Origin of the sequence: Stutzerimonas stutzeri, from assembly GCF_002909485.1 — a bacterium.
Classification (GTDB): Bacteria; Pseudomonadota; Gammaproteobacteria; order Pseudomonadales; family Pseudomonadaceae; genus Stutzerimonas; species Stutzerimonas stutzeri_AH.
This window is the reverse complement of record NZ_PPXG01000009.1, coordinates 1-23,126: the sequence shown is the minus strand read 5'-3', so window position 1 is coordinate 23,126 and position 23,126 is coordinate 1. Positions and strand designations below refer to the sequence as shown.

At 64.3% G+C, this 23,126-nt stretch carries 21 protein-coding genes; 1 reads left to right on the top strand and 20 read right to left on the bottom strand.

The features are described from left to right. Positions 1-16 precede the first annotated feature (16 nt). The 20 genes from CXK91_RS19415 to CXK91_RS19320 all read right to left on the bottom strand — a co-directional run bounded on the left by CXK91_RS19415 (position 17) and on the right by CXK91_RS19320 (position 22,164). Positions 17-796: an alpha/beta hydrolase family protein gene (locus CXK91_RS19415; RefSeq protein WP_103457686.1), complete on the bottom strand. Its 780-nt coding sequence runs from the start codon at positions 794-796 to the stop codon at positions 17-19. Then, the gene (locus CXK91_RS19410; RefSeq protein ID WP_103457814.1) at positions 783-1,910 is read right to left on the bottom strand and encodes a DUF3182 family protein; all 1,128 of its coding nucleotides are present in this window, start codon (positions 1,908-1,910) and stop codon (positions 783-785) included. The genes CXK91_RS19415 and CXK91_RS19410 overlap by 14 nt, the downstream gene beginning before the upstream one ends. Before the next feature lie 471 nt (positions 1,911-2,381). Then, a complete protein-coding gene (locus tag CXK91_RS19405) occupies positions 2,382-2,627 on the bottom strand; it encodes a DUF2274 domain-containing protein (RefSeq protein WP_023110632.1) in 246 nt (81 codons plus the stop codon). Continuing rightward, positions 2,624-3,895, bottom strand: coding sequence for a TrbI/VirB10 family protein (locus tag CXK91_RS19400; protein ID WP_023110633.1), 1,272 nt, complete (start codon positions 3,893-3,895; stop codon positions 2,624-2,626). The genes CXK91_RS19405 and CXK91_RS19400 overlap by 4 nt, the downstream gene beginning before the upstream one ends. Before the next feature lie 2 nt (positions 3,896-3,897). Beyond that, on the bottom strand, positions 3,898-4,890 hold the full coding sequence (gene trbG / locus CXK91_RS19395; protein WP_023110634.1) for a P-type conjugative transfer protein TrbG: 993 nt from the start codon (positions 4,888-4,890) through the stop codon (positions 3,898-3,900). Further along, the gene (gene trbF, locus CXK91_RS19390; RefSeq protein ID WP_023110635.1) at positions 4,887-5,591 is read right to left on the bottom strand and encodes a conjugal transfer protein TrbF; all 705 of its coding nucleotides are present in this window, start codon (positions 5,589-5,591) and stop codon (positions 4,887-4,889) included. The genes trbG and trbF overlap by 4 nt, the downstream gene beginning before the upstream one ends. A 17-nt stretch (positions 5,592-5,608) precedes the next feature. Next, positions 5,609-6,985, bottom strand: a complete 1,377-nt coding sequence (gene trbL, locus CXK91_RS19385) for a P-type conjugative transfer protein TrbL (protein WP_023110636.1) — start codon at positions 6,983-6,985, stop codon at positions 5,609-5,611. Further along, positions 6,982-7,314, bottom strand: coding sequence for a hypothetical protein (locus CXK91_RS19380; RefSeq protein WP_023110637.1), 333 nt, complete (start codon positions 7,312-7,314; stop codon positions 6,982-6,984). Before CXK91_RS19380 ends, trbL begins: the two co-directional genes overlap by 4 nt. Before the next feature lie 12 nt (positions 7,315-7,326). Then, positions 7,327-8,070 (bottom strand): P-type conjugative transfer protein TrbJ, encoded by a 744-nt coding sequence (trbJ, locus tag CXK91_RS19375; RefSeq protein WP_023110638.1) that lies wholly within the window; start codon positions 8,068-8,070, stop codon positions 7,327-7,329. Continuing rightward, positions 8,067-10,517 (bottom strand): conjugal transfer protein TrbE, encoded by a 2,451-nt coding sequence (gene trbE, locus CXK91_RS19370; RefSeq protein WP_103457685.1) that lies wholly within the window; start codon positions 10,515-10,517, stop codon positions 8,067-8,069. The genes trbJ and trbE overlap by 4 nt, the downstream gene beginning before the upstream one ends. Positions 10,518-10,529: 12 nt before the next feature. Further along, a complete protein-coding gene (locus CXK91_RS19365) occupies positions 10,530-10,799 on the bottom strand; it encodes a VirB3 family type IV secretion system protein (RefSeq protein ID WP_003462917.1) in 270 nt (89 codons plus the stop codon). Further along, positions 10,796-11,182 carry a TrbC/VirB2 family protein gene (locus CXK91_RS19360; RefSeq protein WP_022960600.1) on the bottom strand — a complete coding sequence of 129 codons (387 nt, stop codon included), beginning with the start codon at positions 11,180-11,182 and terminating at the stop codon, positions 10,796-10,798. The genes CXK91_RS19365 and CXK91_RS19360 overlap by 4 nt, the downstream gene beginning before the upstream one ends. Next, positions 11,179-12,249, bottom strand: coding sequence for a P-type conjugative transfer ATPase TrbB (gene trbB, locus CXK91_RS19355; protein WP_022960601.1), 1,071 nt, complete (start codon positions 12,247-12,249; stop codon positions 11,179-11,181). Before trbB ends, CXK91_RS19360 begins: the two co-directional genes overlap by 4 nt. Next, on the bottom strand, positions 12,246-12,734 hold the full coding sequence (locus CXK91_RS19350; protein WP_008294937.1) for a ribbon-helix-helix protein, CopG family: 489 nt from the start codon (positions 12,732-12,734) through the stop codon (positions 12,246-12,248). The genes trbB and CXK91_RS19350 overlap by 4 nt, the downstream gene beginning before the upstream one ends. Beyond that, on the bottom strand, positions 12,731-14,728 hold the full coding sequence (locus CXK91_RS19345; protein WP_008294936.1) for a conjugal transfer protein TraG: 1,998 nt from the start codon (positions 14,726-14,728) through the stop codon (positions 12,731-12,733). Before CXK91_RS19345 ends, CXK91_RS19350 begins: the two co-directional genes overlap by 4 nt. Before the next feature lie 236 nt (positions 14,729-14,964). Further along, entirely contained in the window at positions 14,965-15,219 is a 255-nt protein-coding gene (locus CXK91_RS19340) for an EexN family lipoprotein (RefSeq protein ID WP_024718240.1), read from the bottom strand. 2 nt (positions 15,220-15,221) lie between these two features. Then, the gene (locus CXK91_RS19335) at positions 15,222-16,166 is read right to left on the bottom strand and encodes a LysR family transcriptional regulator (protein WP_004350822.1); all 945 of its coding nucleotides are present in this window, start codon (positions 16,164-16,166) and stop codon (positions 15,222-15,224) included. Between the two features lie 14 nt (positions 16,167-16,180). Next, complete coding sequence (locus CXK91_RS19330; protein ID WP_008294935.1) at positions 16,181-17,710, bottom strand: efflux transporter outer membrane subunit; 1,530 nt, start codon at positions 17,708-17,710, stop codon at positions 16,181-16,183. Positions 17,711-17,774: 64 nt separating this feature from the next. After that, entirely contained in the window at positions 17,775-20,942 is a 3,168-nt protein-coding gene (locus CXK91_RS19325) for an efflux RND transporter permease subunit (RefSeq protein WP_004350825.1), read from the bottom strand. Between the two features lie 19 nt (positions 20,943-20,961). Next, positions 20,962-22,164: an efflux RND transporter periplasmic adaptor subunit gene (locus tag CXK91_RS19320; protein WP_023110674.1), complete on the bottom strand. Its 1,203-nt coding sequence runs from the start codon at positions 22,162-22,164 to the stop codon at positions 20,962-20,964. Positions 22,165-22,305: 141 nt separating this feature from the next. On the opposite strand from CXK91_RS19320, the gene CXK91_RS19315 reads away from it, so the two are divergent. Next, complete coding sequence (locus CXK91_RS19315) at positions 22,306-22,911, top strand: TetR/AcrR family transcriptional regulator (protein WP_033961699.1); 606 nt, start codon at positions 22,306-22,308, stop codon at positions 22,909-22,911. The last annotated feature ends 215 nt before the right edge of the window (positions 22,912-23,126 follow it).

Below are 23,126 nucleotides of genomic sequence, written 5' to 3'. Positions count from 1 at the left end.
TCTCTGCCGCCCAAGGTCAGGACTCTTCGACTGCCTTGAAGCCCTCAGCGGATTTCTCGTCGAGACGCGCGCCGATGATCATCTCGGTCGCCCAATTCACCAGAATCGAGGTGTAGGCCTCCTGACAGCGCTCGTTGCTCAAGGCGTGGTCTGCACCATCGATGATGCGGTGAGTCAGTGAATGGGTGCTGTGAAAGGCGGCGCGGTAACTCATGATCGTTTCGTGAGGCACGAATGTGTCGTGCTCGGACTCGACGATCAGTACGTCGCCGCGAAAATCGGCACATGCCGCCAGTGCGCGATTCTCCTTCGGCAATACCCGCCTGCTTCGCAACTGGTTGAGCACGTCACGATCGAGCTGCCGCTTGGGTACTTGCCATTCATCGTCGAGGTACAGCGCCGGCACGCGCAGGGCCAGCCACTTCACCGATCGCAGCGAAGTGAGGATCGCCGCGAGGTAGCCACCGTAGCTGGTGCCCACCACGGCGATTGCTGCTGGGTCGATATGCGGATGCTGGGCGAGCAGATCATAGGCCGCCAACAAGTCATCGAGATTCTGCTCGCGGGTCACCGTCTCCTGCTGTGCGCGAGTCTGCGCGTGCCCACGCAGATCGAACGACAGACAAATACAGCCAAGCCCGGCAATGCCCCGCGCGCGGCTCAGATCGCGCTGTTGACTGCCGCCCCAGCCGTGCACGAAGAGCACCCCTGGCATTTTTTCCGGAGGGGATAGAAAGGTCCCAGCGATATGTTCATCGCCCACCAGAATGTCGACCATCTCGCTATGCGTCGCCATATTCCTCCACCATCACGCACTTGGTAATGAATCCAACATCTGCGTCTTCGTCCCGATACAGCACGCTCGCCCCGGCCGGCACGCTCTGCTGTTGCCCATAGAACTCAAGCGAAGAGGCCCGCACGGCCCGCGCGGAGGCGCCCTGCTTGAATATTTCCAGCGCGGCTATCTCCGCGCTGCTTGCACCACCTATACGCCATGACTGCTCAAGAACGCCGGAACGTGGCTGACCACGGCCATCGATGCCCTGCGCGATATCGTAATTGCGGCGAGAAGCAAAGAACTGCCGATAACAGGCCGACGCCGCTTCGTCATAGACCTGGGCCTGACTGACCGCCAGACGTGTCGTCTCCGGCAGATCCAGCGCCAGCAGCGCATCGAAATCACCGTCGACGACCACCAGATCGGAGCCGCCATAGACCTCGTTGCCCGCGTTGTCCTGAGTCAGACGTTGCGTGCCGTAGTAACTCGCCAGCCGTCCGCCGACCCGCACCTGACCGACACTGAAAGTGGTAACACGATCCAGATGCGCCTCCAGGACCAGGCCGTACTCGGCCAACTCCTTCTCATCGAGGGCAAACAAAGCCTGATCCAGGGAATCACTGTCATTGACGCGCTGCTGCCCACGCCCGCCCGTGGCGCGCACCGGCTTGATCCGCACCGCCCCCTCGCGCAGCAAGCGCCGACCAGCATCACGCGCATCCTCGATGCTGAAGGCGCTGTATCCCGCCAGTACGCTGCCCTTGACCTGGCTGCTGAACTCCCGCGACCAACCCACCGGAGCAACGGCATCCGGGCGCACCAGCGGATGGGTGATCGCCTTGGTCTCGACAAAAGCCTGCGGCACGACACCGCCAAACAGATCACCCTCTTCGTTCAGCCCCAGCGCCTGGGCTTCGCGTAGGCCGATTACGGTGCCTGAGGGCACCAGATAAGGCTGGGCCTCATAGCGCCCCGCCGGGTCGTACTCACCGCCATAACTCAAACCCAGCAATGCAGCGAGGCGCTCGGCCAGGGCCGCATGCACGACTTTCTCATGCTGTGGCTCACGTAAGCGGTTGGCATAGGTCACGACGACCCTACGTGAGCGCTGCAGCGTTTCCGCATTCATCATATTGGTGGATAGCTCCATGGACTGCTCAAGATGCACGCTCGTGCCCCACGGCTATCGAGCGCTCGCCCCCGGTCTGAGCCGTAGCGCGGTATACCGGAGTAGACCGCAGCAGGTGCTCAACGATCCTCGGCAGGCAGCGCAGTCAATCGGAGTGCAAGGCAAAGCTGATTTCAGCCCCCGCCCGCCGGACATAAAAAATGTCCGCTGTCAAGTCTTTGGCGCAGGGATGCATCGGCGCGAAAGGTCTTATGGGGCAACAGGTTAGGCCAGATTTCGGCCATCGCGTACGCTTGTCTCTTTTCGAGCTAGGTGCCGGATAGGCGCTTCGCGGCGGCAAACCCAGGGGCGGCACAGCGGGCAAGGTCGCATCGTCATCATAGCCCTAGCGTGTCACAAACCACCTCTCAAAGCGAAAGCGCAGCCCTCGGGCTGCGCTTTCATCGTGCGCGTATGGCGGATGCGTCTGCATCGTCAACCAGGCTTAGGGGCTGCGGCCTTGCCCACACTTCCCTTCCTGAATCCTCGATCCCCCGCCATAAAGGCTTCGAGCATGTGCGGGATCAGCGTGGCCGCATCAACCGCTTCGCCATACGCCTGCGCGTGCAGCGCGGCGTAGGCATCGAGGTCGGCTTTCAGGCTGGCCGGGCAGGAGAAGGTCAGCTTCATGACTTCATGGCGAGGCAGAGGGCCAAGCCGCAATTTCCTGGTCGTGCTCATCGTGAAGTTCCCTTGTTGAAAAAGAGCGGCTGATAGGCACGCAACACCAGATCGCGCGCCACGATGATCCGCACCGGCAAGCCGGGCCGGCTGGTCAAGGTCGGCTGGATGTTGAGGTTGCGCCGGGTCATCTCCTGGCCGACCTGATTGATGCTGTCCTGCGCGCTGTCGCGCCCGGCGATGATGATGCGATCGCCGTCCTGCCGGTTCTCCGGCGCGGCCAGCTCGGCGCCGATGCCTAGCAGCGTGGTCAGCGCCGCGCCGGCAAAGATGCGATCCCAATGCCAATCCACATCGTCTTCCAGGCCGGCATAGCCGGCCGGGTCGGTGCCGGCCAGGTTGTCGAGCGTGAGCGATGACGTGTCCGGCAGGATGATCCGGTTCCACACCACCTGCACCCGGCTCTGCCCGTAGCTGACCTGGCTGTTGTAGCGGCCCAAAATGCGCGAACCCTGCGGGATCAGCAGGAAGCGCCCGGTCGCCGTGTCATAGACCGGCTCCGTCACCGTGGCGATCACGTCGCCCGGCAAGTCCGACTTGATGCCGGTTACCAAGGCACCTGCGATCACCGTTCCGGCCATGACCTGGTACGGCGAAGCCGGCAGGGTCAGGTTGCCGGAATTGCGGGTTTCCGTAGAACCACCTTTCAGAAAAGCCTCTTTCTGGTCTTGCCGGTTCTGCACGGCGGTCGGGTCGGCAGGCAGGGCCGCCGTCGAAGCCGGCCCTGCGGCCATCGGGTCGAAGGCCGCATTGGCGGCGAAGCCCGGCGCGGCGGCGACCTGCGACTGCGCGACCGGCGCAGCCGCCTGCGCACCCGAACGGAAGAACACGGACGAAGCCGCGGCCGCTTCGGCTTCCTTGCGCAGCGCGTCGTTCGGATCGTGGCCGGGGGCCGCATAGGCGGCCGTCACCGGCTGCTGCGACTTCACGATGGCCGGGCCGAGATCGCCCGGCAGCGGCGGCCCCAATTCGGGAACGGCGGGCGGCAGCTTCGAGTAATCCGCCGGCAGCGCATCCAGCCCTTCCGACTTCGAGACGCGATCGACGTTGTAAAGCTCGGCCTGCTCGCTGGCTCCGCGCCTCTGCGGTTGCAGCGACCACATCAGCGCGCCGAGCACGGCGACCGCGAGGCCGCCGGCAAGGATGGCCAGGGTGCGCCGGTTCAGGCGCGTGACCGGGCGCGGCTGCGCGCGCAGCGCCACCGCCTCGGGCGCGATCTTGTCCGCCGCCTGCGGCGTGGCGAGGTCGGGAGTGTCGTCCTGGCTCATGGTCAGTTCCTCCGCGCCACGCCATCGGTGCGCTCGATGCGTACCACGTCGCCGCCATCGCCGCCCAGGCGCAGTTCAGCCGCGCCGAACAGCCGATCCACGATGTAGTACGGCGAGCGGAAGCGGTAGTTCACCAGTTGCCCGTCGCCCTGCGCACCAATGACGAATAAGGGCGGCAATTCGCCTTGCGCGATGCCGGGCGGGAACTGGATATAGACCTTCTCGCCGTCGTCGAAGGCGCGCAGCGGCTTCCACGGCGGATTGCTACCGCTGACCGCGTAGCGGAAACGGATCTTCTCCAGCGACAAGCCAGTATCGACCGGCGCGGCGGCGCTGGCCGCCTGCGACTGGCGCTGCAAGGCCAGCATCCGGTCTTTCGGATAGTCCCAGGACACCGAGGCCATCCACGCCTTTTCCGTCGAGGTCAGTTCCAGCAGGTAGGTGCGTCGGCTGGTGGTGATGACCAGATTGGTTTTCAGGCCCGAGCGGATGGGCTTGACCAGCACATTGACGCGCAGCGCTTCGCCGCTGCCGCTGGACGTATCGCCCACGATCCAGCGCACGGTATCGCCAGCGGCGACCGTCATCAGTTCCTCGCCGGGCTGCAAGGAAACCACGGTCACGCGCCCCGGCGCGGCATAGACCTGATAGAGCGCGCCGTCCGTGAAGGGCCACACCTGAATCGCATTGACGTAGCCCTCGCGGGTCGGCGCGATGCGCGCCTCGGCGTTGGCGCGCGAAACGCGCACCTTCTCGTCGGCTGGCTCCGGCGCAGCCGGGGCCATATCGACCTCCGGCAGCGGCTTCAACTGCGCGGGCAGCGCCAGCGGCTCGGGGACGGCCACGACTTCGACCGGCTTGGGCGGCTCGGGCAGCGGTTGCGCCTGCACCGGCCCATCGAGCGAAATGACCGGAGGCGGCTTGCCCTGCGAGGCGCAGCCCGCAAGGGCAAGCAGGATCGACGGCAAAGCGTAAAAGCGGAAAGGCAGGTTCATGGCTTGGCTCCTTCGGAAGAATCCAGTTCGCGGCTCCACGCCAGGCCATTGACGTAGATGCCCAAGGGATTGCGGCGCAGGCGTTCTTCGGTGCGCGGGGTTTGCAGGACGATGGACACCACGGCCGTCCACCGCTCCAGCCCGGCGGCCGCGCCGTTGACATAGCGGCGTTCCGTCCAGCGCACGTTGAATGACGTGTCGCTTGCGCGGACGACACTGGTGATCTGCACCGTCACCGACTCCTTGCCGATGCGCGCGAACGGGTCATTGGTGCGGGCGTAATCGTTGAGCGCGGCCGCGCCTTTGTCGGTCGTGTAGTCGTAGGCGTCGAGCCAGTTCTGCCGCACGACGATGGGATCGACGGACAGCGAGCGAACCATCGTCACAAAGCGCGCCAAGTGGTGTGCGATCTGCGCATCGCCTGGCCGGTACGGCGTGGCGGCTTCGCCTACGGCGCGCACCTGGCCGGCTTCATCCACCTCGATGACATAGGGCGTGACGATGGACTGCGCCGAGCGCCACACCAGGCCACCGGCCATCAGCAGTGCCAGCACTAGACAACCGAACGCCATGAGACGCCAGTTCTTCGCCTGTACGCGGGCCGAGCCGATACGGTCGTCCCAAACTTGGGCGGCGGATTGGTATGGGGTGGCAGGCTGCGGCGTGTCGGCATAGCGCACCTGCGGTCGCTTGAATCGCATGGGTTTCTCCTTGAAGGTCAGGTATCGGAATCGCGCAGGCTCGGGCCTTGCCCGGAGCCGCCGCCGTCGCCCCCGCGAAGCGTGTGGGCGGCGGTGGTCGCGGCATGGGTGATTTGCTGGCGGCGGTGCATCCGCTTGGCCCAGGCGGGTTGTTCCTGCTTGGGCGAGCCGGCAGCACCGTCTGCTGCTTCGCCAGCGGCGGCCTGGCCTGCGCCAGCAGCGCCAGCGCCTGTGCCGTTCCAGCCGGCGCGGAATGAATCGGCCACCTTCTGCCCGGCAGCGGAAGCGCCAGACGCGGCGCGGCGGCCCGCCGCCTGTGCGCCCGTCTTGGCGACATTGCCTAGGCCAGCCGCTGCACCCCTGGCCCCGCCGCCAGCAGCGGCGGAACCGGCCTGGAACGCCGAGCGGGCGCTACCAGCCGCCGAGGTCGCGGCACGCGCACCCGCGCCGGCCAGCTTGGCGGCGGCCGGGGCCATGCGCGCTCCAGCCATGACCGCGCCGCCCACGCCAGTAGCGGCGGCGCCGATGGCAACACCCGTGCCGACAGCACCAACCGCCGCGCCGGCCATCGCGCCCGCGCCGAGTTGCGGCGCACCGGACACGAGGCCCGTGGCGATGCCGGGGCCGAAGATGCCGAGCGCCAGCAAGGCGAGCGAGGCCAGCATCACGACCAGCGCGTGGTCGATGGATGGCTCGTCGGGGTGAACCTGGAACTCCGTGAACAGGCCCGATCCGATGCCGACGATGACGGCCAGCACCAAGACCTTGATGCCTGACGACACCACGTTGCCGAGTACCTTTTCCGCCAGGAAGCTCGTCTTGTTCCAAAGCGCAAACGGGATCAGGACGAAGCCGGCCAGCGTCGTCAGCTTGAACTCGATCAGCGTGATGAAAAGCTGTACCGCGAGCACGAAGAAGCACAGGATCACCACCAGCCAGGCGAGGAACATCACCACGATGGGGTCGATGTTCACGAACACCTCGGGGAAGCCCGCCATGTCGCCGATCTGTTCCAAGATCGGCGCACCCGCGTCGATGCCGGTCTTTGCCAGTCGCCCCGGCTGAAGAAAGTTCTCCATCGTGATGGCCGAGCCGGTGGCAGTGATGCCCAAACCGGCGAACGAGCGGAACACGATGCTTGCCAGCCAGTTGAAGTTGCCGATGATGTAGGCGAAGGCGCCGACGTAGAGCACCTTGCGAACCAGTTTGGCGATCACGTCCTCGCCTTGGCCAGTCGCATGGCTCATGGCCCAGTACAGTCCCGCGATGGTCATGTCGATGACGATGAGCGTGGCCGTCAGGAACGCCACCTCGCCTTGCAGCAGTCCGAAACCGGAGTCGATGTAGCGCGAGAATGTATCGAGGAACTTGTCGATGATGGTCACGTCATTCATGGCGTGTCCTCCGTAGCGGCGAGCGGCGCATCACCAGCGTCATCGGTGGGCGTGTCGAAGCTCGCCGGGATCGGTGGCAGGTCGGCCAGCGAGCCGTATTCGTCCGGCCCGGTGTGGCCGGCGAAGAAGCGCCGCCGGAAGGCGTCGGCGGCGGCGCGGCAAGCGTCTTCGCCCACGGCCTGCCGGTCGGCCGCGCATTGCGCGCGTAGCGCCTTGAGCCGCACGGCATCGGCGGCCAAGGTCGCGGCCAGGTGTTCGGCCGGTTGCTGGCCGCACGCGGTCAGCAGCACGGCCAGCAACGAAACCGGCAGGACGTGAACGCATCGCATGGCCGCCTCCTGTCAGTTGTTGTAGAAGTTGACGGACTGCGGCGTGTACGGCGTGCCGGTGCCGAGGAAGCGCCGCCGCACTTCGCGGGCGCGCTCGGTGGCCGCCGCCTGCCGCGCCAGTTCCAGCGAGGCCGCCCGGTCTTGCGTGATCTGGAGCTGCTGGGCCTGGATGGACTGCTTGGCCTGCAAGGCGAGAAGCTGGTTCGTCGCCTGCATGGCTTGCAGCGCGCCGGTGGCCGACTGGCTCTGGCTCACGAGGTCGGCCAGTGCGCTTTCGTCTTGGGCCAGGTTCTGCGACACCTGCGCCTGCATCCGCATCGCGGTGTGCAGGCCGTTCAAGGTGTTCTTCCAACGCTCTTGCGCGTCGCGTAGCATCTGGTCGCCGCTCACCGTCGCTGCGTACTGCTCCGGGTACAGCCGGGCGAAGGTGGCATCCATGCTCTGCACGTCGTAGGCCAGGCCGCGTGCCTCGGTGATCAGGCGCTCGGTAGTCGCCAGTGTCGAGCGCAGGCGATTGACGATGTTGAAGTCGAGATTCGCTAAGTTGCGCGCTTGGTTCATCAACATCTGCGCTTCGTTCTGGAGCTGATTAATCTGGTTGTTGATCTGCTCCAGTGTGCGCACGGCGGTCAGCGTGTTCTGCACGAAGTTGGACGGGTCGAACACCGTCAGTGCGGATGCAGGCTGTGAGGCCAACAGCGACACCGACAGCACGGTGGCGAGCGAGGCAGACAGCAAACGGTGCTTGGTATTCATGGTGAAACCTCCAGTGGTGGGGAGTTGAGGAAAGAAGCCGCCGCCGGTGAGGACGGCAGCAGGTCGGCGGCCCAATCGAGGCCGCGATGGCGCAGCCACGCGCCGGCGAAGCCGGGAGCGCCGGCCTGCGTCAGCACGCGATCCATGTCGCGTTGGTCTTGCGGGATGGAAGCCCCGGCAAAGGCCAGCGTGGCTGGCCCCAGGTCGAGGTCGAACAGGCGATTGCCCAGGCGCGATTGGTAGTAGTAGTCACGCTTGGGCTGCGCGGTCGCCACGATCTCGATCTGGCGCGCGTTCAGCCCAAAGCCTTCGTAGATCGTGCGAATCTGCGGCTCGGTGGCCTGCGGGTTAGGGAGAAAAATCCGACTGGCGCAGCTTTCGATCACTGCCGGGGCAATGCTCGAATCCTTGATGTCGGCCAGCGACTGGGTGGCAAAGATGACGCTCACGTTCTTCTTTCGCAGCGTCTTCAACCATTGCCGGATGCGGGCGGCAAACACCGGGTCATCGAGGAACAGCCAGGCTTCATCGAGTATCAGCAGCGTGGGTGCGCCGTCGAAGCGTTCATCGAAGCGGGCGAACAGGTAGCCCAGCACGGCCAGCACCGCCGCCTTGCTGTGCATCAGCTCTTCCATCTCGAAGCCCTGCACGCTGCCGGAGCCCAGTCGGTCGGCATCGGCGTCCAGCAGCTTGCCGTGGGCACCACCCAGCACATAGGGTGCGAGCGCCTGGCGCAGTGCGTTTGATTGCAGCAGTACCGACAGGCCCGTCAGCGTGCGTTGCTCCGCTGGCGCACCGGCCAAGCTGCCTAGTGCCGACCAGATCGCAGCCTTCTCGTCCGGGCCAATGACGACACCTTCATGCAACAGGCGGCCTTCCACCCATTCGGCGGCCCAGGTGCGGTAGCCCTCCTGGTCGATGCGGGCCAATGGCTGAAAAGCAATCGCCCCGTCATTGCCGAGGTCGTAATGCTCGCCGCCCAGCCCGAGGATGGTGGCGCGCATCGAGCGGCCCATGTCGAAGGCGAAGATGCGCGAGCCGGGATAGCGGCGAAACTGCATTGCCAGCGTGGCGAGCAGCACCGACTTGCCCATGCCGGTTGGCCCGGCGACCAGCGTGTGGCCCACATCGCCGATGTGCGTCACCAGCCGGAACGGCGTCGCGCCATCGGTGCGGGTGACGATCAGCGGCGGGCCATCCAGATGCGCGTTCTTCTCCGGCCCGGCCCACACGGCGGACAGCGGCATCATGTGCGTCAGGTTCAGCGTCGAGACGATGGGCTGGCGCACATTCGCGTAGGCGTTACCGGGAATGGACGACAGCCAGGCATCCACCGCGTTCAAGGTTTCGGGGATGGTGACGAAGCCGCGCCCCTGAATGACGCGCTCTACCATGCGCAGCTTCTCGTCGGCCACGGCAGGGTCGGTGTCGAGCACTGTCACGGTAGCCGTCAGGTAGCCGAAGGCCACCTGATCGCTGCCCAGTTCTTGCAAGGCGGCGTCTGCATCGGCGGCCTTGTTGTTGGCGTCGGTATCGACCAGCGGGCTTTCCTGCTGGAAGATCGTTTCACGCAACAGCGCGACGACATTCTTGCGCTTGGCGAACCACTGGCGACGCAGGCGTCCAAGCTCTTTTTCCGCTTCGGCTTTGTCGAGGCAAAGGAACCGGGTTGCCCAACGATAGCCGAAGCCCAAGCGGTTGAGGTCGTCCAAAATCCCCGGCCAAGTCGAGGTCGGAAAGCCTCGCACCGACACCACGCGCAGGTGCTGATCGCCCAGCATGGGTGCCAGACCACCGACCAGCGCGGAGTCGGCCAGCAATGCGTCGATGTGGAATGGCACCTCGGGTACGCCGACGCGGTAGCGCCGCGTGGACACCGTGGCGTGCAGGTAAGTCAGTGTCTGGCTGTCATCGAGCCAGGCAATCTCCGGCATCACGCCGTCGAGCAGGTCGAACACGCGATCCGTTTCCGCCACGAAGGCTTCCAGCCGACCCTGCCAGTCCACGCCATCGCCCGGCGCATTCTCATAGAGCATCTTGGCGGCACGGGCGCGGGATTCTTCTGGTGGCAGGTAGGCCAGCGTCAGGTGATAGGCGCTCTCGTAGTGGTGGCCGGATTCCTCGAAGGCTGCACGGCGTTCTTCCTCCACCAGCCAGGACAACGGCTCGGGGAAATCGGAACGTGGATAGCCCGCCGCTGCGCAGCGCTCGGCTTCGATGAACAAGGCCCAGCCCGACCCCAGGCGGCGCAGTGCGTTGTTCAAGCGTGCCGACGTGGCGATCAGCTCGCCTTGCGTGGCGCTGTTCAGATCCGGCCCGCGAAAATGTGCCGTGCGCTGGAACGAGCCATCCTTGTTCAAGACGACGCCCGGCCCGATCAGCCCGGCCCAGGGCAGCCAGTCGGCCAGCAGTGCGGGCCGCTGGCGGTATTCGGCAAGGTTCAGCATGTCGGCACTCCCCTATGCGTCCAGCAGCGGCTTGTGCTTGATGTGCCGGGCGAAGACCTGCATGAACTGCGGATCGACGCGCGCGCCCCAGACCGCCAGCGAATGGCCGGCGATCCAGAGCACCACGCCGGGAATCCACAGTTGCAGGCCCAGCCCGACGGCGGCGGCCAGCGTGCCGTTGGCAATCGCCACGGTGCGCGGCGCACCGCCCAGCAGGATCGGCTCGGTCAGCGAGCGATGCAGCGGCACTTCAAAGCCCGGAAGATCGGTGGCCGTGCTCATACGACGGCCCCGCCGGAGAAGCTGAAGAACGACAGGAAGAAGCTCGAAGCCGCGAAGGCGATGGACAGGCCGAAGACGATCTGGATCAGCTTGCGAAAGCCGCCACTGGTATCGCCGAAGGCCAACGCCAGGCCGGTGGCGATGATGATGATCACCGCGACGATGCGGGCTACCGGCCCCTGGATGGATTCGAGAATGGATTGCAGCGGGCCTTCCCACGGCATTGAGGAACCGGCGGCCTGCGCCGTGCCCGCCAGCAACAGCATCAACACCGCGAGCAGCAACCCTTGTCCTGCGGGTCGGGCCAGGCGATGCAAACGCGCCAGCATGGGCAGCGGGGAAAGCGGGTTTACAGAAAGACGGAAAGCATCAACGTGCGTCATGGCAGTTCTCCAGGTTGTTCAGGGATCGAGGAAGGCGTAGCGGCAGCGGCTGTAAGAGGAACCGGCGGCAGCTCGGGAAGCGTCGCTTCCAGCGCATCCGCCAGGCGGTAGCCCGCGCCGTCGAAACCGACGACGCGGGAAATGGTTTCGACGTGGCGCTTGCGGCCGCGGCCTGCGATGTGGATCACGACATTGACCGCCTCGGCGATCAGGGCGCGGGGCGGATTCACCGCCACTTCGAGGATCAGTTGCTCCAGGCGCAGCAGCGCGCCCAACGCGGAGCCGGCATGAATGGTGGCGATGCCGCCGGGGTGGCCGGTGCCCCAGACCTTCACCAGATCCAGCGCTTCGCCGCCGCGCACTTCGCCGACGATCACGCGGTCGGGCCGCAGGCGCATCGTGGCCCGCACCAGCTCGGTCATGGACACGACGCCGGCGCGGGTGCGCAGCGGCACATGGTCGCGGGCCGCGCATTGCAGTTCGATGGTGTCTTCGAGCACCAGCACGCGGTCGCCGGTGGCGGCGATCTCGGCCAGCAAGGCATTGGCCAGCGTGGTCTTGCCGGTGCTGGTGCCTCCGGCGATCAGGATGTTGTGCCGCTCGCGCACGGCATGACGCAGAAACTCGGCCTGCCCAGTGGTCAGGATGCCATCAGCCACATAGCGATCCAGACCGATGATGCTCACGGCACGCTTGCGCAGCGCAAAGGCCGGGCCGGGTGCGGCGGGCGGCAGGATGCCCTCGAAGCGTTCGCCGGTTTCAGGCAGTTCGGCGGTCAAGAGCGGTTGGCCGCGATGCACCTCCGCACCGACATGGGCGGCGACCAGGCGGATGATGCGTTCGCCATCGGCTTCGGGCAGTTCGACGCCGAGCGGCGCACGGCCAGACGACAGCCGATCCACCCACAATGTCCGGTCGGGGTTGAGCATCACTTCCACCACGTCCGGGTCTTCCAGCGCAGCGGCGATCACCGGCCCCATCGCCGTGCGCAGCATCTGGATGCGGCGATCCTGGGATGCTGCAGCGGATGAGCGCGGTTCGGGCGGGATTTGAGGAACGGCACTCATGACGCACGCTCCGCAGTGCGTTCATGGGCGGCGGCCATCGCGGCCGCGTCATCCATGCGCATCTCGAACTCACGATCCTGGGGATGCAGTTCTTCCACCACGTCCCGTACCAGGCTGCGGCCACGCAGCAGGTGGCGGCCTAACTGTTCGACGAACTGCTCGAAGCGCGCCTTGCCCTGCGCGCGAGCCGCATCCTGATGGGCCTCCGGCACCGGCGTGCTGACGGTCAGGTAGTAGCGGACGAATAGCGCCAGCGTCTCGATCTGGATGTTCTGGTCACGCTCCAGGCGCTCGGCCTGCCGCGACAGGCGATCCAGTCGTTTGGCGATGGCGGCCTCACGCTGGTCGCCGGCATCGGGTGACAGCCAGGACGCCAAGGCAGCGGCGACGATGCTGGACTTTGACACGCCTTTCTTCGCGGCCAGCTCGTCCAGACGCTTGGCGTGCTCGTGCTGGATGAACAGGTTCAATCGGTATTGGCTCATATGTCGATTCCGTCGTTGGGGTCGAGAGATGCCAGCCGCGCCGTGCGTTGCAGGGCGGGGTCGAACTGGCCGGGAAGCAGCGGGGGCATGTCGTCGTCATCGAGCAGCGCCAAGTCGCTGGGCGTGTAATCGGGTTCGGGGTCGTAGGCGACGGTTTCGGACAGCTCGGGCTGACGGCGGGGGCCGCCGTCGTCGGAGCCACCCAGGTCATCGGCAGATGCCGTGGCCTGTGCCGCAGGCACGGCCGGGATCGCCAAACCGCTCCAGTCATCGGGACGTGCAGGCGGCACATCGGCATAGCGGCCTGCCGTTAGCGCAGGCGGCGGCAGTACCCGCTGCTTGAAATTGGCATCAGCGTAGTAGCGCAACTTCTTGGCCTTGATCGGCGCGACGCTGGACACCATCACCACTGATTCGTCTGGCGCAAGCTGCATGACTTCGCCGGGCGTCAGTAGCGGCCGCGCCGTCTCTTGGCGGGACACCATCAGGTGGCCGAGCCACGGCGCAAGTCGATGGCCTGCGTAGTTCCGCTGCGCACGCAGTTCGGTAGCCGTGCCCAGCGTTTCGGAGATCCGTTTCGCCGTGCGTTCGTCATTCGTGGCGAAGGTCACGCGCACATGGCAGTTGTCCAGAATCGAATGGTTCTGCCCATACGCCTTGTCGATCTGGTTGAGCGACTGCGCGATCAGGAAACTGCGGATGCCGTAGCCGGCCATGAAGGCCAGCGCCGTCTCGAAGAAGTCCAGGCGCCCCAGAGCCGAGAACTCGTCGAGCATCAGCAACAGCTTGTGGCGGCGCTCAATGCCGTCGCTGCCATCGAGCGACTCGGTGAGCCGTCGCCCGATCTGGTTGAGGATCAACCGGATCAGCGGCTTGGTGCGGCTGATGTCCGAAGGCGGCACCACCAGATACAACGACACAGGGGATGCAGACGCGATCAGATCGGCGATGCGCCAGTCGCAGCGCGACGTGACTGCGGCCACGGTCGGATCACGGTACAGGCCGAGGAACGACATGGCGGTGCTCAACACGCCGGAACGCTCGTTGTCCGACTTGTTGAGCACTTCGCGGGCGGCGGACGCGACAACGGGATGCGGTACATCTCCAAGATGCCGCGTGGTCATCATCCGATGCAGCGTCAGCTCGAACGGGCAAGCCGGGTCACTGAGGAAGTTCGCCACGCCGCGCAGCGTCTTGTCCTCTCCCGCGTAGAGCACATGCAGGATCGCGCCGACCAGCAGCGCATGACTGGTCTTCTCCCAGTGGTTGCGCTTCTCCAGCGCCCCTTCGGGATCGACCAGGATATCGGCGATGTTCTGCACGTCGCGCACCTCGTGCGCGCCGCGCCTCACTTCCAGCAACGGGTTGTAGGCCGCCGAACTGGCATCGGTCGGGTTGAACAGCAGGCAGTGGCTAAATCGACTGCGCCAGCCAGCGGTGATCTGCCAGTTCTCGCCCTTGATGTCGTGGATGACGGCGGATGCCGGCCAGGACAGCAGCGTCGGCACCACCAGGCCCACACCCTTGCCCGAGCGCGTGGGCGCAAAGGTCAGGACGTGTTCCGGCCCTTCGTGCCGCAGGTAGTGGCCGTCATGCTGGCCGAGAAAGACGCCGGCGGGCTGCGTCAGCCCGGCCTTGCGAATGTCGGCGACATCGGCCCAGCGGGCCGAGCCATAGGTCGTCACTTTGCGCGCCTGGCGCGAGCGCCACACCGACATGGCGATGGCGACCACCACGGCCAGCAGGCCGCTGCTCGCCGCGATCATGCCGCCGGTGTCGAACACCTGCGGCGCGTAGGCGTCGAAGAAGAACCACCACTCGAACAGCTTCCACGGGTAATAGACCGGCGTGCCGTGGAAGTCGAACCAGGGCGCGCCCAGGCGTAGCTGGTAGCCCAAGGCGGCGGCGGTCCATTGCGTGGCACCCCACACACCGGCGATCACGATGCCGAAGACGGCGGCGATCTGCCCGAACAACACGCCCTGAGCTTGCATACCCTGGCCTCCGATTTCTCCTGCGCTGATTCCCCGTGGAAAACGCGGCACAAAGGCGTGCCGCAGGCGTCAGGATCGGTGCCGGTTCAGTGCCGGTCAAAGACCGTTATCGGCAGCAAGGTGATGCAAAAAGCATGGTGTCATGCAGAGGCGAAACCAGTAAAAACGCCGCAGGCGTGAGCGCGCGGCGGCGTGTCGAGAAAGAAAAATCAAGATTCGCGGCAGAAAGCCAACAATCAGAACTTCGGCGGCGTGTAGGGCGTGTTTCCATAGCCAAAGAAGCGCTTGTTCGTCGCCTCGGCCACCCGGTTGCACAGCACGTCTCCCATCGTCGGGCGTTCGGTCTTGCACTGGCGGCGCAGCTCCCTCAGGCGCGCAGGATCTGCGACCAGCTCTTCCACGGTCGGTACATTGGTTGCCTGTTTCGGTGTTTCGGACTGGCCGCAAGCGGACAGCGCGGCGACCAACAGGAATGGGGCGATCTGCTTCATGGTCATGACTCGACTTCCTCTTGGGAATCGGGTTCAAGGGGGGGCGTGGCTCTGATGCCGTCCGGCGATTCGATGGCCTGCACACGCTCGATAAAGCGTGACAGCACGTCCGAGGATCCACCTTCCCGGTGCAGCACATAAGTGGTCAGCATGGGTGAGCGACCCGCCAGCGGCCGAGCCACAATCCCAGGCTCACGGCTGCCTGCGATATGCGGCGCTCCGGCTAGGCCCAGCGCAAAGCCCGCCGACACTAACGCCATCATCAAATCGCACGAAGCCACACGTTCGGCAATCAGCGGCTCCATATCTATCCGGCGCAGTACGCGCTCGACTTGGCGAGCATGGCCTTCGCATACGTGCGGATCGCACAACACCAGCGGATAGCGCAGCACTTCTTCCAGCGGGATGCGCTTGTGCTTCAAAAGCGGATGACGTGCAGGAACCGCCACCATCAGCGCATCGCTCCAAACGGCTTCGGCAGTGATGCCTTCTCCAACTTCATCGGACTGGGCAAAGCCCACGTCGTAAAGGTCGTCATGCAGTCCCTTGATCTGCTGCGACAAGGGTACCTCGAACAGGCGAATCTCGACTTCGGGTTCTTCCTGCCGACACAGCGCCAGCAAGGACGGCAGGCGCGAGGGCGTGATGCCGTCGGACAGTGCGATACGCAACTGACCGTGGAAGCCGTTGGTGGCTGCATTCACGCTATCGCGCGCCTGCTGCAAGGCGGTGAAGATGCGCGGCACATGCTCCAGAAACAGCTTGCCCGCCCGTGTCAGCCGCGTGCTGCGGCTGGTACGAATGAACAACTGTTCGCCCAGGCTCTCCTCCAGCTCCTTGATAGTGCGCGACAGCGGTGACTGCTCGATGTGCAGCCTCTCCGCCGCGCGGGCGAAATGTAGTTCTTCGGCGACAGCGAGAAAGCAGCGTAAGTGTCGAATCTCCATTTCGCCTCCTGTTGTCAGTACAAAGGCCGTTTGAGAGTCGCAGCGTTGTAGCCGCTCATCTCACCGAGTTCATCCAGTTCAGGCCTGTCGCCGCTTTTGTGGCGCTGCGCGACTGCCTCGCCCTGCGGTCCGGGCAAGGCGTGTGACCAGCCGCCGGCCAGCGTCTTGTAGACCGCCACCAACGCCGTCGCCCTGCGGGTGGCGCTTTGTGCCAGCAAGTCTTCGGACTCCAAGCGTGAACGTTCGGCCTCCAGCACATCCAAAACATGGATGGCGCCGCCCTCAAATTGCAGGCGAGCCGTCTTGGCTGCCCGGCGGCTGGCCTCGGTCGCCTGTACCAGCATGGCGTTCTCGGTCTGCGCGCGCGATAGGCGTACCAGCGCGTTCTCGGTTTCTTCCATGGCGCGCAGCACCGTGCGCTCGTATACCGCCAAGTTTTCGGCAGTGGCTGAATTGGCCGCCGCGATGCGCGACCGCACCCGGCCCACGTCTAGGAAGGAACCACCCACACCGAGCGAGATCATTCGCGTTTCACTATCACGCTCGAACAACGAACCAAAGCCCAACGCCTGCGTGCCGATCAGCCCTCCCAACGTAAAGCGAGGGAACAGGTCTGCCATGGCTACGCCGATACGCGCAGTGGCCGCAGCCAGCCTACGTTCTGCCGCAGCCACATCGGGACGGCGACGCAGTAGATCGCCCGGTGCACCGGCGTTGATCTGGGCGGGCAGCTCAGGCAAGGCTGCGGGGTGATCCAGCACTTCGGCCATCGCCGCAGGCGTGCGGCCAGTGAGCACGGCAATGCGGTGGGCGGCCACAGCAGCCTCAGCTTCAAGCGGCGGAATGCGCGAGCGTGTCAGCGCCAATTGCGTGCGGGCGCGGTCGGCATCGAACGACGTGCCCCGGCCGTTCTCGAACAAGACCTCGATCAGCCGCAGCGTATCGGCTTGGTTGATTTCGTTGTCCCGCGCGACCTGTAATTGCACTTGCAAGCCGCGCAAGCGGAAATAGGCGTCGGTCAACTCGGCCACCATAGCCACTTGTACGCCCGCCAGGTCGGCTGCGCTGGCCTCGGTCTCGGCGCGCTGCGATTCCACGCTGCGCCGCACTCGGCCAAAGAAGTCCAATTCCCAGATCACGGATAGGCCAGCCGAATGCAGATCGTTATCCCGGTCGGAGCGGGACGCATCCGGTGCTTGTGCAGCACTGGCGCGCTGGGTACTGATTTCACCGGACGCGCCCAGCGTCGGATAGTAGTCTTGGCGACGTTCGCGCGACAGTGCGCTGGCTTGCTCGTAGCGCGACAGTGCTATGCGGATGTCGTGATTGGCGTGAAGAGCATTCTCCACCAAAGAGTGCAGCACCGGGTCATCCAGTTCCCGCCAGAATTGCGCATCGGCCTCCGGTACAAGCTGGGACACGGCAACGGGGTCTTGGCGGGCATACGTCACTGCCTGGGGCGCGGCAGGTGCCTTGTAATTCGGCCCTACTGCGCAAGCTGCCAGCGTCAACGCCACCAAAGGGAGCAGTACCAGATGTGGCATCCGACGTAGGCATGGTCGGATGCGGGATGGCGTTTGAAGCATGACGGAATCAGTCCTTGTGGAGTCAGTCATGGGTGGCCTCCATGGCGACATTTGCCTGGCGACGTGGCTTGCGCGTCGCGAGCCTGCGTAACGCGACGTAGAAAACAGGAGTCAGGAATAAACCGAACAAGGTCACGCCGAGCATGCCGGCGAACACAGTCACTCCCATAACCTGGCGAATCTCCGCGCCTGCGCCGGAACCGACCATCAGCGGCACCACGCCAGCGATGAAGGCGATGGAAGTCATGATGATCGGGCGCAGACGAAGGCGTGATGCCTCCAGCGCGGCATCGAGGATGCTGTGCCCCTTGCGCTCAAGTTCACGGGCGAACTCCACGATCAGAATGGCATTCTTGGAGGCCAGACCAATCAGCACTATCAAGCCAATCTGCACGAAAATGTTGCTGTCACCACCCGCGAGCCACACGCCCGTCATGGCCGACAACAGGCTCATGGGCACGATCAGGATGACGGCCAGCGGCAACGTCCAGCTTTCGTACAGTGCCGCCAGCACCAGGAAGACCAACAGTACCGCCAGCGGGAACACCACCAGCGCGGTATTGCTTTGCGTGACCTGCTGGTAGCTGAGGTCGGTCCACTCCAGTTGCATGCCTGGCGGCAGCACCTTGTCTGCAATGGATTGCACTTGCTGCAATGCCTGCGATGACGACACCAGACGCGGATCTGACTCACCAATCAGGTCGGCAGATGGATAGCCGTTGAAGCGGATGACGGGATCGGGGCCGAATGTCTTGCGCACGTCCACCATGCTGCCGATGGGCACCATGTCGCCATTGGCGTTGCGGGTGCGCAGTTTGACCACGTCCTCGACAGAACTGCGGAACGGTGCGTCCGCCTGAGCCATCACCCGGAAGGTGCGGCCAAAGCGCGTGAAGTCGTTGACATACGCCGAACCCAGGTACACTTGCAGCGTATCGAAAAGATCGGTCACGGCCACGCCCTGTGCCTTCGCCTTGGTGCGGTCCACTACGGCGTCAAGCTGCGGCACATTGGCCTGATAGGAACTGATCGGATATTGGAATCCCGGTTCTTGCGAGATGGCCGTCGCCAGCTCGGTGGTCGCCGTCTGCAATGCGGCATAGCCCTCACGGTTGCGATCCTGCACGTAAAGAGAGAACCCGGAACCCGCGCCCAGCCCCATGACAGGGGGCGGCATGATGGCAAAGGCCAGACCGTCCTGCTCCTGAGCGAAGCGCTCGTTCAACTGTTCCGCAATCTCGGTTGCAGTGTGCTTGCGCTCATTGATGGGCTTGAGTATGAAATACACTAGGCCGCTATTGGACGTGTTGGTCAACTGCAAGCCGTTCATGCCCGGGAACTGCACGGCGTTGTAGACGCCATCGGTCTTGAGCGCGATGTCGCTCACACGGCGGACCAGCGCTTCCGTGCGCTCCAGGGATGCACCCTCGGGTAGCTGGATGACACCGAGGAGATACAGCTTGTCCTGCATGGGGATGAATCCGCCAGGGACGGCCTTGAACACAGCTCCCGTCGCCACCAGTAGCGCGATGTAGACGAGAAACACCGCACCACGCCGCCCGAGGATGCGCGACACGCTGTTTCCATAGCCATCCGCGCTGCGCAGGAAGAAACGGTTGAACGGCCGGAATATCCAGCCCAGACTGCGATCCAGCACCCGCGTGGGCAGGTCTGGCGCGGCACCATGCGGGCGAAGCAGGCGCGCGGCCAGCGCAGGCGACAGCGTCAGCGAGTTGATGGCCGAAATTACCGTGGAGATCGCAATGGTGACGGCGAACTGTTTGTAGAACTGCCCTGTCACGCCGGACAGGAATGCCATAGGCACGAATACCGAGCACAGCACCAGCGAGATGGCGACGATGGGGCCACTGACTTCGCGCATGGCCTGATGGGCCGCAGCCAGCGGCGCCAGCCCTTCGGCGATGTTGCGCTCGACGTTTTCCACCACCACGATCGCGTCGTCCACCACGATCCCGATGGCAAGCACGAGTCCAAAAAGCGTGAGCGTATTGATGGAAAAGCCCAGCATCAGCAGCACGGCGAAGGTGCCTACCACCGACACCGGCACGGCTAGCAGTGGGATGATGGAGGCACGCCAAGTCTGAAGGAACAAGATCACCACCAGCACCACCAGTCCGATGGCTTCCAGCAGAGTGTTGACGACCGCCTTGATCGACTGACGCACGAAGACAGTTGAGTCATACTCCACCGACCATTCCACTCCCTCGGGAAAGCGCTTGGCCAACTCGTCCATCTTCGCGCGGACTTGATCCGAGATTTCGATGGCATTGGCGCCCGGGGCTTCAAAGACAGAGATCGCGACAGCAGGCTTGTTGTTGAGCAACGACATCAGCGAGTAGCTGGATGCGTCCATTTCCACGCGCGCCACATCTCGCAGCCGGGTGACCTGACCCTGCGATCCGGTCTTGACGATGACGTCGCCGAACTCTTCTTCCGTCACCAGCCGGCCCTGCGCATTGATGGACAGGAGGAAGTCGCTTCCCGAGGGGTTGGGCGGCGCACCTAGTTGACCGGCCGAGACCTGGACGTTCTGTTCGCGCACGGCTTCGACCACATCGCCGGCGGTCATACCCAGCGCCGCAATTTTGTCGGGGTCCAGCCATAAGCGCATGGCGTAGTCGCCAGAGCCGTTGATCGTGGCATCGCCCACCCCCTGGATGCGTGCCAACTCGTCGCGTACATGGAGCACGGCATAGTTGCGCAGGTACAGCGCGTCATAGCGATCGCCCGGCGAGCGCAACTGCACGACCAGCGTTTCGTTGGGGAACTGTTTGACGGTCACCACACCTTGCTGGCGCACCGCTTCGGGAAGACGCGGCTCTGCCTGGGCGACACGGTTCTGTACCTTGACCTGGGCGTCGTCGGGATCGGTGCCAGGACGGAAGGTGACGGTCAGCACCAACACGCCATCACTACCGGCCACGGACTTCATGTAGAGCATGTTTTCCACGCCGGTGATGGATGCCTCCAGTGGTGCGGCTACCGTGTCGGCGATTTCGCGCGGATTTGCGCCAGGATACGTGGCGCGAACCTGTACGGTGGGTGGCACGACTTCCGGGTACTCGCTGACGGGCAAGAGCGGGATCGCGATCAACCCAACCACGAAAATGATGATGGACAGCACGGCCGCAAAAATCGGCCTGTCCACGAAAAAGCGGGCAAAGTTCATGATGGCTGGCTCTCCGCGCTCATTCGCTCGCCTGGGCGTTTTGTCGGCCTGCAGGCGCCATTTCAATGTCCTGGGCCGTCACTGGCATGCCGACAGAAACCTTCTGGATGCCGTTGACGATCACGCGGTCGCCGGGATTTAGACCTTCCTCGACGATGCGCAGGCCTTCGGCCTTGCGTCCCAGCGTGATGTCGCGGCGCTGGGCGGTGTTGTTCTCATCGATCACATACACGTACTTGCGGCTCTGGTCGGTCAGGATGGCCTTGTCGTCGATCAGCATGGCCTCGAAACTGCCGCTACCCGGCAGGCGCACTCGGGCATAGAGGCCCGGCGTAAGCAGGCCGTCGGGATTGACCAGGGTGGCGCGTGCGCGGATGGTGCCGGTGGCCGCATCGACACGGTTGTCCACGAAGTCCACGTTTCCGGCGTGTGGATAGCCGTTCTCGCCGACCAGGCCCACCTGCACCGGGATACTTTCGCTGCGCTGGTCGGGGCGCTCTCCGTTGCGAGCCATGTGGGCGTAGCGCAGATAGGTACGCTCGTCGCTATCAAAATGCACGTGCACCGGGTTCAGCGAGACTACGGTGGTCAGGATGCTGGCCTGGCCGTCAGCACTCACCAAGTTGCCTGCCGTGACCAGTGCACGTCCGGCGCGGCCTGTGATGGGCGAACGTACCTGGGTGAACGACAGATCCAACTTGGCGGTCTCGACTGCGGCTTGGGCGAACTGCACGTTGGCTTGGGCCTGATCGGCGGCGGCGTGGCGCTGCTCCAACTCCTCGGTGGAGGCTGCTTGCAACGAAGCCAGCTTTTGAGCACGGGCCGCTTCGCTACGTGCCAGTGCGGCCTGCGTGCGGGCGCGGGCCAAGTCTGCTTCCGCGCGAGCCAGAGCAGCACGGTAACTGCGAGCGTCAATCTCGAACAGCACGTCGCCACGTTTGACGATCTGGCCCTCTTCGTAATTGACCCTGTCGATGTAGCCACTCACACGTGGCCGCAGCGCAACGCTTTCCACCGCCTCGACGCGGCCATTGAACTCATCCCATAGGACGATCTTGCGCACCGACACAGGTGCCACGCTGACCGTGGGTGGAGGGGCGGCGACCGCGTCGGCGGCGTCGCTATTGCAGCCAGCTAGGGACAGCGCCAGCAAGCTCGCCGCAGCTAACGGCAAGGCGCGGCGCCAGGAAGGCAGGACCGCAAGGTAAGGCAATGTGCTCATTGTTTTCAGTCTCGAAGGGATGGCGAAACCCGGTTGATAAAATTTGACATACGTGACGTATGCCATTTATCATCCACTCATACGCAACGTATGTCAATCATTTACATACACTTCGTATGTGAAAAATCGGAGGACGACCTAATAGCACAAAAGCGTGCAGAGATGATTGAGGAAACGCGGGCCAAGCTCATCAGTGCCGCCCGCGCTGCGTTCGCAACCGTGGGATATGCGGACAGTTCAATGGATGAGCTGACGGCCCAAGCCGGACTGACGCGCGGAGCGCTCTATCACCACTTCGGTGGAAAGAAAGGGCTGCTGGAGGCGGTCATCGCCCAGATTGATGCAGAGATATCTGGCCGACTGGCCGTCATCGTCGAGGAGGCGGAGTCCACCTGGGACGGCTTCGTTCAGGAGTGCATTGGCTACATCAAGATGGCCGTCGAGCCCGAAGTCCAGCGGATCGTCCTGCTGGACGGGCCAGCGGTTCTGGGCGATCCCTCCCAGTGGCCCAGCCAGAACGTGTGCATCGTGAATACGCGCCGCAGCCTCCAGAAGTTGATCGAGGAGGCAGTCATACGCCCCGTCGATCCCCTGGCGACGGCCCGCCTGATAAGCGGGGCGCTGCTGGGCGCATCGCTGTGGATCGCCAGCGCAGACGACCCACGCGCCGCTTCCGAAAAAGCCGTGCAGGGATTTCTTGTACTGGTGGCGGGCTTGCGGCGGGACACCTCTCCCGCGCAGCCGTAACAACCCAAAGGTGCCGACCGGCAGGCCGGACTCTTTGACCCAGACCATTCACCTATTTGGATTTTGACCATGAACCCTTTCAAAAATCGGGTATACGGATTTAATGGTTGATGGGGCATCTTCACCCCACCAACCTGATGCCACCCTCAGATGGTTGATAGATCGACCCCGTAGTTGAGTTCCTCTGCGAAGTCTAGCATTCCGTAACCGATGGT

What these genes read in the sequence shown, in the direction of transcription:
- CXK91_RS19415 (WP_103457686.1), bottom strand. Translation starts at nt 796, where the DNA reads ATGGCGACGCATAGCGAGATGGTCGACATTCTGGTGGGCGATGAACAT.
- CXK91_RS19410 (WP_103457814.1), bottom strand. Translation starts at nt 1,910, where the DNA reads ATGATGAATGCGGAAACGCTGCAGCGCTCACGTAGGGTCGTCGTGACC.
- CXK91_RS19405 (WP_023110632.1), bottom strand. Translation starts at nt 2,627, where the DNA reads ATGAGCACGACCAGGAAATTGCGGCTTGGCCCTCTGCCTCGCCATGAA.
- CXK91_RS19400 (WP_023110633.1), bottom strand. Translation starts at nt 3,895, where the DNA reads ATGAGCCAGGACGACACTCCCGACCTCGCCACGCCGCAGGCGGCGGAC.
- trbG (WP_023110634.1), bottom strand. Translation starts at nt 4,890, where the DNA reads ATGAACCTGCCTTTCCGCTTTTACGCTTTGCCGTCGATCCTGCTTGCC.
- trbF (WP_023110635.1), bottom strand. Translation starts at nt 5,591, where the DNA reads ATGCGATTCAAGCGACCGCAGGTGCGCTATGCCGACACGCCGCAGCCT.
- trbL (WP_023110636.1), bottom strand. Translation starts at nt 6,985, where the DNA reads ATGAATGACGTGACCATCATCGACAAGTTCCTCGATACATTCTCGCGC.
- CXK91_RS19380 (WP_023110637.1), bottom strand. Translation starts at nt 7,314, where the DNA reads ATGCGATGCGTTCACGTCCTGCCGGTTTCGTTGCTGGCCGTGCTGCTG.
- trbJ (WP_023110638.1), bottom strand. Translation starts at nt 8,070, where the DNA reads ATGAATACCAAGCACCGTTTGCTGTCTGCCTCGCTCGCCACCGTGCTG.
- trbE (WP_103457685.1), bottom strand. Translation starts at nt 10,517, where the DNA reads ATGCTGAACCTTGCCGAATACCGCCAGCGGCCCGCACTGCTGGCCGAC.
- CXK91_RS19365 (WP_003462917.1), bottom strand. Translation starts at nt 10,799, where the DNA reads ATGAGCACGGCCACCGATCTTCCGGGCTTTGAAGTGCCGCTGCATCGC.
- CXK91_RS19360 (WP_022960600.1), bottom strand. Translation starts at nt 11,182, where the DNA reads ATGACGCACGTTGATGCTTTCCGTCTTTCTGTAAACCCGCTTTCCCCG.
- trbB (WP_022960601.1), bottom strand. Translation starts at nt 12,249, where the DNA reads ATGAGTGCCGTTCCTCAAATCCCGCCCGAACCGCGCTCATCCGCTGCA.
- CXK91_RS19350 (WP_008294937.1), bottom strand. Translation starts at nt 12,734, where the DNA reads ATGAGCCAATACCGATTGAACCTGTTCATCCAGCACGAGCACGCCAAG.
- CXK91_RS19345 (WP_008294936.1), bottom strand. Translation starts at nt 14,728, where the DNA reads ATGCAAGCTCAGGGCGTGTTGTTCGGGCAGATCGCCGCCGTCTTCGGC.
- CXK91_RS19340 (WP_024718240.1), bottom strand. Translation starts at nt 15,219, where the DNA reads ATGAAGCAGATCGCCCCATTCCTGTTGGTCGCCGCGCTGTCCGCTTGC.
- CXK91_RS19335 (WP_004350822.1), bottom strand. Translation starts at nt 16,166, where the DNA reads ATGGAGATTCGACACTTACGCTGCTTTCTCGCTGTCGCCGAAGAACTA.
- CXK91_RS19330 (WP_008294935.1), bottom strand. Translation starts at nt 17,710, where the DNA reads ATGCCACATCTGGTACTGCTCCCTTTGGTGGCGTTGACGCTGGCAGCT.
- CXK91_RS19325 (WP_004350825.1), bottom strand. Translation starts at nt 20,942, where the DNA reads ATGAACTTTGCCCGCTTTTTCGTGGACAGGCCGATTTTTGCGGCCGTG.
- CXK91_RS19320 (WP_023110674.1), bottom strand. Translation starts at nt 22,164, where the DNA reads ATGAGCACATTGCCTTACCTTGCGGTCCTGCCTTCCTGGCGCCGCGCC.